Below are 14,413 nucleotides of genomic sequence, written 5' to 3'. Positions count from 1 at the left end.
CTGGACACGGGAGCGCGGCATGTCAGGCGGCTTCCTTCCGGATGCGGCGCGGCTGCGCGGTGGTCACGGTGGCCTCGCGGGCGGCGATCCGGTCGCGGCCGAGCACGTGCAGCACCAGGCGCAGGATTCGGTCGAGCAGGTAGGCGATGCCCAGGCAGACCGGCACCATGGCGGCCAGCACCACCGCGAACTGGGGAACGAAGGGCAGCCCGGCCACCCACAGTTCCACGCCGTCCCACCATCCTGCGATCGCATGCACGACCCCAGCCTAGGCCGCGAACGTCGCGGTGGACGATTCGGGCTGTTCGGAACGATCATTGATGTCATGGAGTCGTACGACGAACCCGAGTCGCTCGAAACCCCGCGGGACCCGCTGGCCACGACGGACCCATCCCCGTCCGACGCCTACCTGCCCTCAGCGGTGGGCAGCATGCACCACTCCGTGTTCCCGCCCATCGACGACTACGCCTTCCTGTCCGATTGCGAGACCAACTGCCTCATCGCCCGCAACGGCGCGGTGGAGTGGATGTGCGTACCGCGCCCGGACTCCCCCAGCGTCTTCGGGGCCATGCTGGACCGCAGCGCCGGGCATTTCCGGATCGGCCCCTATGGCCGCAATGTGCCGGCCGCGCGCCGCTATCTGCCCGGCGGCCTGATCGTCGAGACCACCTGGCAGACCGAGACCGGCTGGCTCATCGTGCGCGACGCGCTGGTGCTGGGACCGTGGCACAACAATCGGTCCCGCAGCCGCAGCCATCGCCGCACCCCCATGGACTGGGACGCCGAGCACATGCTGCTGCGCACCGTGAAATGCGTGAACGGCGTGGTGGAGCTGGAGATGAGCTGCGAGCCCGCCTTCGACTACCATCGCGGCCCGGCCAATTGGGCCTACAGCGGCACGGTCTACGAGCAGGCGCAGGCCACCTGCGAGATCGAGGGCGCGCCCGGCCTCACCCTGACCACCGATCTGCGCCTGGGCCTGGAGGGCCGGGAGGCGCGCGCCCGCACCCGGATGAAGGAGGGCGACGAGGTCTTCGTGGCGCTGTCCTGGTCGGACCTGCCGCCGCCGCAGAACTTCGCCGAGGCGGCGGAGAAGATGTGGCAGACCACCGAATGCTGGCGGCAGTGGATCACCCTGGGCCGCTTCCCCGATCACCCGTGGCGCGGCTACCTGCAGCGCAGCGCACTGACTTTGAAGGGCCTCACTTACGCACCCACCGGGGCGCTGCTGGCGGCGGCCACCACCTCGCTACCGGAAACCCCTGGTGGCGAACGCAATTGGGACTATCGCTACACCTGGGTGCGCGACTCCACCTTCGCGCTGTGGGGCCTCTACACCCTGGGTCTGGACCGCGAGGCCGACGACTTCTTCGCCTTCCTGCACGACGTCACCACCGACGACAACGGGAAACCGGTGTCGCTGCAGGTGCTCTACGGCATCGGCGGGGAACGCCGGATCACCGAATCCGAACTCCCCCACCTGTCCGGCTACGACGGCGCTCGCCCGGTGCGCGTCGGCAACGGCGCCTACAACCAGGAACAGCACGACATCTGGGGCACCATCCTGGATTCGGTCTACCTGCACGTGAAGTCGCGCCAGCAGGTGCCGGAGACGTTGTGGCCCATGCTCGAACGGCAGGTACAGGCCGCGATCGAGAACTGGCGCGATCCGGACCGCGGCATCTGGGAGGTGCGCGGCGAACCGCAGCACTTCACCTCGTCGAAGGTGATGTGCTGGGTGGCGCTGGACCGCGGCGCGAAACTGGCCGAGCTGCACGGGGAAATGGACTACGCCAAGAAGTGGCACGACATCGCCGACGAGATCCGGGCCGACATCCTCGACAACGGCGTCAACGCCCAGGGCGTGTTCACTCAGAGCTACGGCAGCGACACCCTCGACGCCTCGCTGCTGCTGGTGGTGCTGAACCGCTTCCTGCCGCCCGATGATCACCGGGTGCGGGCCACCGTGCTCGCCATCGCCGACGATCTCACCGAGAACGGCCTGGTGCTGCGCTACCGCACCGAGACCACCGACGACGGGCTGTCCGGCGAGGAGGGCTCGTTCACCATCTGCTCGTTCTGGCTGGTGTCGGCGCTGGTGGAAATCGGTGAGCTGCAACGGGCCCGGCAGCTGTGCGAGCGGCTGCTCGGCTACGCCAGCCCGCTCAAGCTGTACGCCGAGGAGATCGACTCGCGCACCGGGCGGCACCTGGGGAACTTCCCGCAGGCGTTCACCCACCTGGCGCTGATCAACGCCGTCATGCACGTGATCCGGGCCGAGGAGTCCCGGCACACCGGCCAGTTCCACCCGGCGCACCCGGGACGCTGAGAAAGCTTCCGCGAAAACGACATCGGCCGCTCCCGCGGCCGATGTCGCTCAGTACGAAGACCTTTCGCCGATCCCGTCGGCGGTCTCGCGAATATCGCGCAGCCGCACCAGCGATCGCTCGATCTCGGTGAGCCGGGCCTCCCGGCCCGCGCCGGATCCCACCGTGGCGGCCTCCTCGGCGGCGCGCAGCGAGGCGTCCACCGAGCGCAGGGTCGAGGTGGCGATCTCGGTGAAATGGTCGCGCAGGCTGCGCTGCACCGAACGCAGCCGGTAGCGGGACTCCTTGCTCACCTGGAAGATCACATCGTCCATGAGCCGGGCGACCGCCACCTTGGCCTCGGCCTGGCGGCGGGCGCGGCGGGCCTTGCGGTCGTCCCACAGGGCATTGAGGCCCAGCAGGATGGCCGCGCCGCCGGAGTACCAGTTCACCAGCGACATGTGCAGCAGGCTGGTGATCAGACCGACCATGAGCAGGCCGCCGTAGGAGCCGCGCAACGCGGTCAGCACCTGGGCGGTGATACCGAGTTTGGCGCTGTCCAGCTTGTCCAGTGCCGCAACGGGTTCCAGCACCGCGCCGACGTCGCCGGGGTTGTCCAGCTTGAGATCCGGGGTGGGGATGCCGCTCTCGGGGAACTTGGCGGCCACCTGTTCGGCCAGCTCCACCGAGCGGTAGTGGGCGATGACGAAGTTCTCCTCCACCGCCTCGCAGATCTTGGCGTCGAGATCCGCGCCGAAGTCGTTCCAGCCCCGGACCGGATCGCCCTTCATGATGTCGGCGTCGGCGTCGCGGATCAGGCTGCGCAGCCGGTGCCGCAGATCGTGTTCGGTGTCGGCCATCAGCTCGCCCGCGCCGTCGGCCAGGGTGACCTGCCAGTTGGCGGTGCGCTGGCGGAGCTGTTCGGCCTCCTCGCGGGTGCGGCGCAGCTGCTCGGTGATCACGGTCAGACGGCGCGGGTCGCGCAGCGTCTCGGCCTCGCTGCGCAGCGCCAGCGACAGGTGGTCGGTGATGAGCCCGATATCGCGGACCGCGGCCGCCACGGCGACGGCGTCCGCGCGGCCCAGCACGTGGGCGCGCAGATGGTCGAGCAGTTGCGGCACACCGGATTCCAGGTCCAGCCGGTGGTCGCCGTTGGCGGTGGCGTGCGCGTGCAGCCGCGCCGAGGCGGGGGCGACCGCGAAGGCCAGCCCGGCGTCGTCGAGCAGCTGCCGGTCATGCTGCTGCACCTGCGGCCACTGCGGATACTGGTCGATCTTGTTGAGCACGCAGACGACCGTCGGGCACACCTGCTGGATGCGCTCCAACTGCTCGATCTGCGCCGGGGTGAACGGGGCGCGCGCGTCGGCCACGTACAGCACCGCGTCCGCGGCCGCGATCAGCGACCAGGTGGCCGGGGAGTCCTCGGGTGAGCCGGGCGCGTCCAGCACCACGAAGCCCTCCGCGAGCAGCGGGCTGGGCTGGGTGAACTCGGCCCGGATGACCTCGCCCGACCCCAGCTCCGCCAGCGCCGACTGCGGGTCGACGGCGGTGCGCTGGGCGGCGCCGCCCGCTCCCGCCTTCACCAGCGTGGCCGCGGCCTGCGGACCGTACTCGGCGATTACCGGGACGCTGGCCTGCCCGTCGGTGGCGCTCACCGCGGCCCCGACCAGGCTGTTCACCAAAGTGCTCATCCCGGACCGGGATTCGCCCACCACGACCAGCCGCACCCGCGGATCGGTCAGGCGGGCACGGGCGATGCCCAGCCGGCCGGTCAGATCGAGCCGGCCGGAGGCATGGGTCAGTTCGAGCAGCCGGTCGAGCAGCTCGACCAGCGGACCCAGCGCATCGGTATTCTTCACCGCTACCTGATGACCCGGTGCGCTCACAGGAGCAGCATGTGATCGCCCGGACCCTGCGCCGCGAGGTCCGCGTACCCGGCGTCGCCGAGGCCGGAGAACAGACCGGCGTCGTGCACCAGCAGACCTCCGTCGTGCACGGCCAGCACCGAATCATGCACGCCGAGCGGCGCGTCCTGAACCGGCAGGACCGAATCATGCACCGGGATAACGGCGGAGACCGGCTGCGCGTGCACGACCGGGGTGTACTGGTCCGCGATCGGCTTCACCTGGGTCGGCGGGTCGACGTGCGGCGCGGTGGTGATCGGCGACGGCATCGTCGGCGCGGGCGCGACGGTCGGCACGGGGGCGACCGAAACACTGGGCTGGCCACCGTGATCCGGGACCGACGGCTGGGTCGGCACGGTCGGCACGGTCGGGCGCGGCGCGACGGTCACGGTCGGCTGATGCGGGGTCGGGTCGTCGGGCACGGTGACCGTCGGCACGGTGGGACGGGTCCCGGTGTTGTCGTCGGACGGCGAGTGCGGCTTGGTGGGGAGGTCGGTGTCACCGGTGTTCACCGGCGGGGTCACCGGCTTGATGGTCGACGGCGTGTCCAGGCCCTTGGTCAGGTCGTCCAGACCCGGGATCTTGGTCGGGATCGGCGGCACGGTGAGCGTGGGGCCGTGGTCGACCTTGGTCGGCGGGGTGGCGTGCGGCGCGGTCGGGGCCGGGGTGGCCGCGGGGACCGGCTTGGTCGCCAGGGTGGTCGGCTGGTGGCCGGGCGCGGACGAGTCGCCGCTGGCCAGCGTCGGCGTGCGGCCGTGGTCGAACAGGGCGGGCGCGACGGCCGCGGGCGCGGTCAGCGGCGACGGACCGCCGTGCGTGGACAGCAGATTCGCGATCGGCTGGTTGGCGACGTCGGGCTGGATGGTGGTCTGCAACGGCGTCACCGCGACCGGCTGCACCGTCACCGGCGCGACCGACACGGGCGAGGCGGGCGAGGCGGCGACCGGCGGCACCGGGGCGGGCGCGGGCGGCATCGGCTGCACGGCCGGGGCGGGCGCGATCGTGGTGAGCGCGATCGGGTTCGACGGCGCGGGGGCCACCGGCGCGGCGGGCGTCAGACCCGGCGCGGGAGCCGCCGCGGCGGGCGCGGCCGGGGCCGCCAGCGGCGCACCGGCCGGCGACGTCGATCCCGGCACACCCGAACCGGGGGCGCCGGCGGACGACGGTTCCGAGACACCGTGTCCCGGAACACCGTTCACGCCGGCGGCGGTCGTGGCGCCGGACTTGTCGGCGGGCTGCGCGGACTGCGGCGTCGACGTACCCGGGGTGGCGGGCGCGCCATTGTTGGGCAGGGTGGTGTTCGCCGGAATGTGCGAAATCCCCTGTCCCAGTTGCTGGTTGTAGGCGTCGAGCTGGTTGCCGACCGCGCCGACACCCAGATCGGCCTTCAGATTGGAGTGGAACCACACGCCGTCGAGGCCGACGTGGGCGTCGAAGGCCCAGTCGGTGCCCAGGAAGACGCCGCCGCCCTGACCGGCGCCCGCGCCGATGCCGTCGAACGCGCCGGAGTGGTCGGCCAGGCCGGGCTGATGGTCGGGCACCAGGCCGGTCGCGCCCATGCCGGGCAGGTGCATGCCGTCGGATCCGGGCAGCCCGAAACCGGGCAGGCCGGACGCGAAGCCCGGCAGGCCCGGCAGGTGCGACTGGTCGAGCGACGGCAGCTGCGGATTCTCTTGCGCCGGTTCCGATTCCGTCGGCTGCTCGCTCTCCATCGGCAGACCCCAGCCCGGGCGCGGCCCGTAGGTCGGGAAAGCGGTCATGGACGCGCCGGTGTCGGTGTCGGGCAGACCCATGCCGTGGAAGCCGGCGTGCGAGGGCTCGGTGGACGGGATGGCGTCGAGCGAGGGGAACAGTCCGGCGTCGGTGCCGTGGTATTCACCGAGCGGCCCGAAGACGCCGTTGACGGGCGCGACCACGGGACCGTGGTGCTGCGGCAGCGAGTCGGCGGTCAGGTCCGGGAAGGTGATGGTCGGGCTGGGCACGTTCGGCTGCGGGTCCTCGGCCTGCGACCAGCCGACGTTCTTGCTGTCGTGGTTGATCGCGGGCGATCCGCCGCGGCTGCCGCCGGCCGCGATGAGCGCGCCGCCGGTCACGTAGGCACCGCCCCGAGCCACGCGCGCGACACCGTTGGCAATGCGATAGGCGGCGTCACCGTCGTTCTCATCGGCGCCGGAAGCATCGTCGAAGGGCAGATCACGTGTCATGCTGGCTCCGCTCTCAGGGCTCCGGCGGCGCCGTACGCGGGCCACCGGACCAAACTCGTTTCACACCCTATTTCCGGATAACCGGTCTGTCACATCCGCCAGGTAGGGGATGGTGCGCTCAACGGTGTGCCACACAGCTTGTCACCCTGTGAATCCGGACGGAAGCCCCATTTTGGGCCTGCATACCGAACCTTGCGCTTGACCGGCTGACCGGAAGTTTCCCCACCCTATCCCCCCGGTGACGGCAGATGTCGCCACCCGCGGCCCCCAATTACTGTGCCCCCGTTCTCCGAGGGCATTACCGTGCCCGGATTCTCCGACAGCCGGGCACGGGACCGAACACCAACCCACTCCCCCTAGTACTGTGCCCCGCTCCCACAGGGAGCGGGGCACAGAAGCCCGGAGCGTCGGCTACTTCTTCTTGTCCGTGGCCGAGTCGGTCGACAGCGCCGCCACGAAGGCTTCCTGCGGCACCTCCACGCGACCGATGGTCTTCATGCGCTTCTTGCCTTCCTTCTGCTTCTCGAGCAGCTTGCGCTTACGGCTGATGTCACCGCCGTAGCACTTGGCGAGCACGTCCTTGCGGATCGCCCGGATGTTCTCGCGCGCAATGATCTTCGAACCGATGGCCGCCTGGATCGGCACCTCGAACTGCTGGCGCGGGATGAGCTCGCGCAGCTTGGTGGTCATCTTGTGCCCGTACGCCTGCGCGGCGTCGCGGTGCAGGATGGCCGAGAACGCGTCCACAGCCTCACCCTGCAGCAGGATGTCCACCTTGACCAGGTCGGACTGCTGTTCGCCGACCTCCTCGTAGTCGAGTGAGGCGTAGCCGCGGGTGCGCGACTTCAGCGAGTCGAAGAAGTCGAAGATGATCTCCGCCATGGGCAGCGTGTAGCGCAGTTCCACGCGGGTCTCGGACAGGTAGTCCATGCCGAGCAGTTCGCCGCGCCGCGCCTGGCACAGTTCCATGATGGTGCCGATGAACTCGCTGGGCGCGATCACGGTGCACTTGGTCATCGGCTCGTGGGTCTCGCGCAGCTTGCCCTCGGGCCAGACCGACGGGTTGGTGACGATCTGTTCGGAGCCGTCCTCCATGACCACGCGGTAGATGACGTTGGGCGCGGTGGAGATCAGGTCGAGCCCGAACTCGCGCTCGAGCCGCTCGCGGGTGATCTCCATGTGCAGCAGACCGAGGAAGCCGCAGCGGAAACCGAAGCCCAGCGCCACCGAGGTTTCCGGCGAGTAGGTGAGCGCGGCATCATTGAGCTGCAGTTTGTCGAGTGCGTCGCGCAGGACCGGGTAGTCGGAGCCGTCGACCGGGTACAGGCCGGAGTACACCATCGGCCGCGGTTCCTGATATCCGGCCAGCGCCTCGGTCGCTCCGTCGCGGGCGGTGGTGACGGTGTCACCGACCTTCGACTGCCGCACGTCCTTCACGCCGGTGATCAGGTAACCGACCTCGCCGACGCCCAGTCCCTGCGTGGGCTTGGGTTCCGGTGAGACGATGCCGATCTCGAGCAGTTCGTGCTGCGCGCCGGTGGACATCATCTTGATCTTCTGACGCGGGGTCAGCTTGCCGTCGACCACACGCACATAGGTGACGACGCCACGGTAGGTGTCGTAGACCGAGTCGAAGATGAGCGCGCGGGCGGGCGCGTCCGGGTCGCCGACCGGTGCGGGGATCTCCGCGATCACCTTGTTCAGCAGTTCCGCCACGCCGACACCGGTCTTGCCGGAGACCCGCAGCACGTCGTTGGGATCGCAACCCACGATGTGGGCGATCTCGGCGGCATAGCGGTCGGGGTCCGCGGCCGGAAGGTCGATCTTGTTCAGGACCGGAATGATGGTCAGGTCCTTCTCGAGCGCCAGGTACAGGTTGGCCAGCGTCTGCGCCTCGATGCCCTGTGCCGCGTCGACCAGCAGTACCGCGCCTTCACAGGCTTCCAGCGCACGGGACACCTCGTAGGTGAAGTCGACGTGGCCGGGGGTATCGATCAGGTGGATGACGTAGTCCTCGCCGTCGACCTTCCACGGCAGCCGCACGTTCTGCGCCTTGATCGTGATGCCGCGTTCCCGCTCGATATCCATGCGGTCCAGGTACTGGGCGCGCATGGCGCGCTCCTCGACCACACCGGTGAGTTGCAGCATCCGGTCGGCCAGGGTCGATTTCCCGTGGTCGATGTGCGCGATGATGCAGAAGTTCCTGATCCGGCTGGGATCGGTGAACGTCTTGTCGGCGAAGCTGCTAATCGGAGTCACTCCTCGGCATGGCGAAACAGCGGCATGTCAACCGGCAAGTCTACGGGGTTGGACCCGATGACCTCGCCCCGGTCTTCCCCGGACGTGAACGACCCGTCGCCGCAGGCGAATCCACTGCGGATGAGAATCGGGGTCTCCGCCGTTAGGCTGCGGTGTCATGGCCGGCAGGTGGAACGCTCTGGGGAAGCAGTTGGGGATCGTGGCTAAGGAGCAGGGCACCCAGCTCGTCACGCAGCAGGCGCCGAAGTTGATCGGGCGGGTGCGGCAGTCGACGGTCTGGGACCGCGCGTTGAAGGCGGTGGGGACGCCCCGCAAGGGTCCGGGGGTGAACGTGCGGCCGACCTCCTCGGCGGGGGTGCCGTCGCACGAACGCGCGCGGATGATCGTCTACAGCCCGCAGCTGGACGGGCGCGCCGATCCGGGCGAGATCGTGTGGACCTGGGTGCCCTACGAGGAGGACCCGGACAACGGCAAGGACCGGCCGGTGCTGGTGGTGGGCCGCGAGGGCGGCACGCTGCTCGGGCTCATGCTGTCCTCCAATGCCGATCACGCGCACCACGACAACTGGGTGGGTATCGGCAACGGGCCGTGGGATCACGAGGGCCGCGACAGCTGGGTGCGGCTGGACCGGGTGCTCGATGTCCCCGAGATGGGCATTCGCCGCGAGGGCGCGATCGTGCCGCGCAAGACCTTCGACAAGGTCGCGCACCGACTGTGCGCCGAATACCACTGGCACTAGGGCTTTCCCGAACAAGCGATCGGCCCCCGCTCCGGAACGGAACGGGGGCCGATCGAGGATTCGCGACGCTCAGCTGATCATGTTGCGCGAGCGGCCGAACATCAGGCTGTACACCAGCGCGCCCAGCACGCCGCCGATCAGCGGGAACACGATGAACACCCACAGCTGCGCGGGCGCGCCGTCCTGGTAGAAGGCCACCGCCAGGCTGCGGGCCGGGTTCACCGAGGTGTTGTCGACCGGGATCGAGATCAGGTGGATGACGGCCAGGGTGAAGCCGATCGACAGACCCGCCAGCGGCACGTCCGACAGCTGGTCGGTGGACGCCAGCACCACGAACACCAGCAGCGCGGTCAGGATCACCTCGACGGTGATGGCCGCCGCCAGGCCGTAGCCATTGGTGGTGACGTCACCGAGCACCAGCTTGGACGGGCTGTGCTCGCCCCAGCCGTTCGCCCCCAGACCGTCTTTCGCGCGGTCGTAGGACGGCAGGTTCTTGGCGACGGCGTAGATGACCGCGCCACCGATCAGACCGCCCACGATCTGCGCGACCCAGTAGCCCGCCGCGACCACGATGTTCACCCGGCCCAGCAGCAGCTGGCCGACGGTGACCGCCGGGTTCACGTGGCAGCCCGAGATCGGGCCGATCGCGTACACCAAGAACAGCAGGGTCAGGCCGAAGGCCAGTGCCACGCCGAGCGCGCCGACCCGGCTCCCGGCCAGCACCGCGGTGCCGACGCCGCCCAGGACCAGGACGAAGGTGCCGAGCGCCTCGGCGAACAGCTTGCGCCCCAGCGTGGGTGGTTGTAGGTCGGTGAGATCCTCGGCGACTTCCTGAGCTGTGGGAGACATCGGCTACCTTCCGCTTGCATGGACAACGCACCGGTGTAGAGCGAGCGGCGCGAGCCGGAACCCTCAGGCCAGGCGGGTTATTTCCACCACCACGTCGAGATCGGTCGAGCCGCTTCCGCTGAAGATACCTTTCAAGGGGGGCACATCCGCGTAATCACGACCCACACCGACCGAGACGTGTTGCTCGGTGACCGCGATGTTGTTGGTCGGGTCGTAGCCCCACCACTGCCCGGTCCAGGCCTCCACCCAGGCGTGCATCTGCCCCGCCACGGTGTGGCCCACCTCGGCGGCGGGATCGGGGTGCAGATAGCCGGAGACGTACCGGCTGGGAATCCCCATGCCGCGCAACAGCAGCAGCGTGAGGTGCGCGTAATCCTGGCATACGCCTTGCCGTTCGGCGTACGCCTGCACCGCGGAGGTGTGCACCGACGTGGTCCCGGCCAGGTAGTTCATCTCCCGATGCACCCATTCGGCCGCGCGGACAACCGCTTTGGCGGGCGGCACGCCGCGGGCCAGCTGCCGCGACACCGAGGCCAGCCGCCGCGCCCGGGGCACGAACTCGGTGGGTTCGAGCAGTTCGTCGAAGCGGTCGCCGATGGCGTCGTCGCGCAGCTCCTCCCAGGACAGTTCCTCGGGCGGGCCCGCGAACGGCTCGGTCTCGACCACCGACGCGCTGGTCACCTCCAGTTCGGTGTGCGGGGCGTGCAGATCGAAGGCGGTGACGGCGGTCCCCCAGTAGTCGGTGTACCGGTAGGACCGGGTGGAGGGCACGGTGTCGACGCGATTGAGGATCACGTTCTGCCGGCTGTCGGCGCGCGGCGTGAGCCGGGCCTCGTTGAACGACCGGGTGACCGGCGCGTCGTAGACGTATCCGGTGGTGTGCACCACCCGCATGCGCCAGCTCATGCTGTTTCCTCCTCGGCGCGAACGGGGCCCTGTGTGGTTACGCCGCGCTCCCGCCTCCGGGCCTGACCGTTCACGCCGGCTCCTCCATCCGCTCGGCATTGCGGCCGTGCAATCCCGTCCACGCCACCCAGGACTCGGCGTGGAAGTACTGCAGCGCCACGGCCTCCCCGACCTCGCGGCAGGTCTGCTGCAACCACAGCAGCCGGCTGGGCAGGTCCTCCAGCAGCACCGTCGAGGGCAGGAACTCCAGCTCGCTGCGCGCCCGCCCGAGCAGGCGATGGGCCTCGTGGCGGGCCGCGAACCGGCTGTTGGGCCGTTGATCCAGTTCCTGCAGGCAGGCCTCGGCCACCCGCAGCGAATGGAACACCGACCGCGGGAACAGCCGGTCCAGCAGGATGAACTCCGCGATCTGATTGGCGTCGAGCACACCGCGGTGGGTGCGCAGGTACGGGTCGTGGGCCCCGGCCGAACGCAGCACCGTCACCCAGGCCGGGGACGAGGTGCGGTCCCCGGCGCGCGAATGCAGCAGGCGCACGGTCATGTCCACGCGTTCGATGGAGCGGCCCAGCAGCAGGAAGCGGTAGCCGTCGTCGCGGCTGAGGGTGGAATCGGAGAGTCCGACGAACATGGCGGCGCGGTCGGTGATGTAGTGGCAGAACTCGTGCGGCCCCAGCGCCCGCGCCGCCCGTTCGGCCGCGGCCAGGCCGTTGAAGGTGGCATTGAGGCATTCCCACATTTCGGTGGAGGTGACTTCCCGTGCGCCGCGAGCATTCTCGCGCGCGTGGCTGATGGAATCGACGATCGAGCCGCCGTCGCGGCCGAAAGCCACCAACTCCGTCACCGACCAGACATCCAATTCCTGTTCCGCCTCGGGCGGTTCGATACCGAGCACGCGCAGCAGGACGCGCGACGTCCGATCCGGGTCGACGGTCGCCTCTTCCAGCAATTGGTGGACCGCGACATCCAGAATGCGCGCCGTATATTCGGCACGCTCCACATAACGACCGATCCAGAACAAGGATTCGGCATTGCGCGCCAACATGATCCGACCACCTAACGCTGTAACCACCCGCCGAGCGCCTTTGCCGCCGATGTTCTCGATTTCCTGCTGTTTCTCTTACTGTTGTTGCTGATGGGTGCGCACGGAAGGGGCTTCCCGCGACTGGTCCCGTTCCAGGGCGAGATCCATTTCGCCGACCAGCTCCGAGCCCGCCAATTCCCGTTGCGCCACAGACGTTCTCGGGGACAGCACCCAGGTGTCCTTGCTACCGCCCCCTTGACTGGAATTCACCACCAGCGAGTTCGCGGGCAGCGCCACCCGGGTCAGTCCGCCCGGCAGCACCCAGATGTCGTCGCCGTCGTTGACCGCGAACGGGCGCAGGTCCACATGCCGGGGTGCGAGGCGGCCGTCGATCTTGCTGGGCACGGTGGACAGCTGCACCACCGGCTGCGCGATCCAGCCGCGCGGATTCGCCCGCACCTTGCGCCGGGTCGCCTCCAGTTCGCGCGGGCCCGCGGCCGGGCCGATCACGATGCCGTACCCGCCGGAGCCCTCCACCGGTTTGATCACCAGTTCCGCGACCCGGTCGAGCACCTCGTCGCGTTCGGCCGGTTCCCAGCAGCGGTAGGAGTCCACGTTCGGCAGGATCGGCTTCTCGCCCAGGTAGTACTCGATGAAGGCGGGCACGTAGGTGTAGACCAGCTTGTCGTCGCCGACGCCGTTGCCCACCGCGTTGGCCAGCACCACGGTGCCCGCGCGGGCCGCGTTCAGGATGCCCGCGACGCCCAGCATGGAATCGGGCCGGAACTGCATGGGATCGAGGAAGGTGTCGTCGATGCGGCGGTAGATGACGTCCACCTGCCGCTCCCCCGCGGTGGTCCGCATGTAGACGACATTGTCGCGGCAGAACAGGTCCCGGCCCTCGACCAGTTCCACACCCATCTGCCGGGCCAGCAGCGAATGCTCGAAGTAGGCGGAGTTGTGGACGCCCGGGGTCAGCACCACCACGGTCGGGTCGGCCTCGTTGGGGGCGGCCGCGGCCCGCAGCGCCCGCAGCAGGTGGGCCGGGTAGTCGCCGACCGCGCGCACCCGGTGCGAGGCGAACAGGTCCGGGAACACCCGGGCCATGGTGCGGCGGTTCTCCATCACATAGGAGACGCCCGACGGGGAACGCAGATTGTCTTCCAGCACACGGAAGTCGCCGTGCTCGTCGCGCACCAGGTCGATTCCGGCCACGTGGATGCGGACACCATTGGGCGGTACCAGGCCCGCGGCCTCCCGGTGGAAGTGGGCGCAGGAGGTGACCAGGCGCTTGGGGATGACGCCGTCACGCAGGATGGTCTGCTCGCCGTAGACGTCGGCGAGGAAGGCCTCCAGGGCGCGCACCCGCTGCTTGATGCCGCGCTCAAGTTTGGTCCACTCGGTGGCGGCGATCACCCGGGGCACCAGGTCGAGCGGGAAGGGCCGCTCCTGGCCCGAGAGCGAGAAGGTGATGCCCTGATCGACGAAGGCGCGGTCCAGCGCCTCGGCGCGAGCGGCCAGGTCCTCGGCGTCGATGGCGGCCAGGGCATTGAATATGCCCCGGTAGGGCGAGCGCGGGCGGCCCGCGGAATCGAACATCTCGTCGTAGGCGCGGTGATAGCGTCCGGGCTGATAGCCAGCGAATACCCCGGCGGGAGCAGTTGCGGCGGGAGTGAGCGCGGCCATGCAAAAATGGTCCATCACGCAGGGGCAACGCGCAGTTGGACGGGGATAAATTTCTGGTTTCGTCCATGTCGCGGACCAGGCCGATTTCGTGCCCCGACACCTTGCCTGGTAGCCTCGACGGTCGGTGCTGCGACTACCCATCTCGTAGTGCGCACGAAGACTTTGCATCCCGCATACACACCAAACGAAGGAACACGAGGAAACCGGCGTGGCCAACATCAAGTCCCAGATGAAGCGGATCCGCACCAACGAGCTTGCGCGCCAGCGTAACCAGTCGGTGAAGTCCGCGCTGCGCACCTCGATCCGCAAGTTCCGCGAGGCCGCGGCTGCGGGCGAGAAGGACAAGGCGCTCGAGCTGATGCATTCGGCGAGCAAGAGCCTGGACAAGGCCGCCTCGAAGGGCGTCATCCACGCCAACCAGGCCGCCAACAAGAAGTCGGCGATCTCGCTGGCCTTCAACAAGCTCGGCTGATCCGACTCCGGTAGCACTTACCGGATCAAAGCTTTAGAACAGCCGCCGTGGCCACGAAGACCACGGC

The 14,413-nt window shown here is 69.2% G+C and carries 11 protein-coding genes; 3 read left to right on the top strand and 8 right to left on the bottom strand.

Features of this window, described 5'->3' with window-relative positions; translation table 11 throughout:
- Nucleotides 1-22 precede the first annotated feature (22 nt).
- Entirely contained in the window at nucleotides 23-259 is a 237-nt protein-coding gene (locus tag ACQP06_RS08980; RefSeq protein WP_357089983.1) for a hypothetical protein, read from the bottom strand.
- 66 nt (nucleotides 260-325) lie between these two features.
- On the opposite strand from ACQP06_RS08980, the gene ACQP06_RS08975 reads away from it, so the two are divergent.
- A complete protein-coding gene (locus tag ACQP06_RS08975; RefSeq protein WP_433671801.1) occupies nucleotides 326-2,329 on the top strand; it encodes a glycoside hydrolase family 15 protein in 2,004 nt (667 codons plus the stop codon).
- A gap of 48 nt (nucleotides 2,330-2,377) precedes the next feature.
- On the opposite strand, the gene ACQP06_RS08970 is transcribed toward ACQP06_RS08975, so the two are convergent.
- The 3 genes from ACQP06_RS08970 to lepA all read right to left on the bottom strand — a co-directional run bounded on the left by ACQP06_RS08970 (nucleotide 2,378) and on the right by lepA (nucleotide 8,673).
- A complete protein-coding gene (locus ACQP06_RS08970) occupies nucleotides 2,378-4,192 on the bottom strand; it encodes a hypothetical protein (protein ID WP_433671800.1) in 1,815 nt (604 codons plus the stop codon).
- A complete protein-coding gene (locus ACQP06_RS08965; protein ID WP_433671799.1) occupies nucleotides 4,189-6,414 on the bottom strand; it encodes a hypothetical protein in 2,226 nt (741 codons plus the stop codon). Before ACQP06_RS08965 ends, ACQP06_RS08970 begins: the two co-directional genes overlap by 4 nt.
- 411 nt (nucleotides 6,415-6,825) lie before the next feature.
- On the bottom strand, nucleotides 6,826-8,673 hold the full coding sequence (gene lepA, locus ACQP06_RS08960; protein ID WP_433671798.1) for a translation elongation factor 4: 1,848 nt from the start codon (nucleotides 8,671-8,673) through the stop codon (nucleotides 6,826-6,828).
- Nucleotides 8,674-8,830: 157 nt separating this feature from the next.
- Between lepA and ACQP06_RS08955 the strand changes: the two genes are divergently transcribed.
- Entirely contained in the window at nucleotides 8,831-9,412 is a 582-nt protein-coding gene (locus ACQP06_RS08955) for a type II toxin-antitoxin system PemK/MazF family toxin (RefSeq protein ID WP_433671797.1), read from the top strand.
- A 69-nt stretch (nucleotides 9,413-9,481) separates the two neighbouring features.
- Here ACQP06_RS08955 and ACQP06_RS08950 read toward each other — a convergent pair whose 3' ends face one another.
- From ACQP06_RS08950 to ACQP06_RS08935, 4 genes are all read right to left on the bottom strand, one after another.
- Nucleotides 9,482-10,261, bottom strand: a complete 780-nt coding sequence (locus ACQP06_RS08950; protein ID WP_433671796.1) for an aquaporin — start codon at nucleotides 10,259-10,261, stop codon at nucleotides 9,482-9,484.
- 63 nt (nucleotides 10,262-10,324) lie between these two features.
- Nucleotides 10,325-11,167, bottom strand: coding sequence for a transglutaminase family protein (locus ACQP06_RS08945; protein ID WP_379101410.1), 843 nt, complete (start codon nucleotides 11,165-11,167; stop codon nucleotides 10,325-10,327).
- Nucleotides 11,168-11,237: 70 nt separating this feature from the next.
- A complete protein-coding gene (locus ACQP06_RS08940; RefSeq protein ID WP_433671795.1) occupies nucleotides 11,238-12,209 on the bottom strand; it encodes an alpha-E domain-containing protein in 972 nt (323 codons plus the stop codon).
- Nucleotides 12,210-12,284: 75 nt separating this feature from the next.
- Entirely contained in the window at nucleotides 12,285-13,874 is a 1,590-nt protein-coding gene (locus ACQP06_RS08935; protein WP_433671794.1) for a circularly permuted type 2 ATP-grasp protein, read from the bottom strand.
- A gap of 208 nt (nucleotides 13,875-14,082) precedes the next feature.
- On the opposite strand from ACQP06_RS08935, the gene rpsT reads away from it, so the two are divergent.
- Complete coding sequence (gene rpsT, locus ACQP06_RS08930) at nucleotides 14,083-14,346, top strand: 30S ribosomal protein S20 (protein ID WP_433671793.1); 264 nt, start codon at nucleotides 14,083-14,085, stop codon at nucleotides 14,344-14,346.
- Nucleotides 14,347-14,413: the final 67 nt, after the last annotated feature.

This window comes from Nocardia sp. CA-136227, from assembly GCF_050955695.1.
GTDB lineage: Bacteria > Actinomycetota > Actinomycetes > Mycobacteriales > Mycobacteriaceae > Nocardia.
The sequence above is the reverse complement of the archived record's forward strand: the minus strand, read 5'-3'. Positions and strand labels throughout refer to the sequence as shown.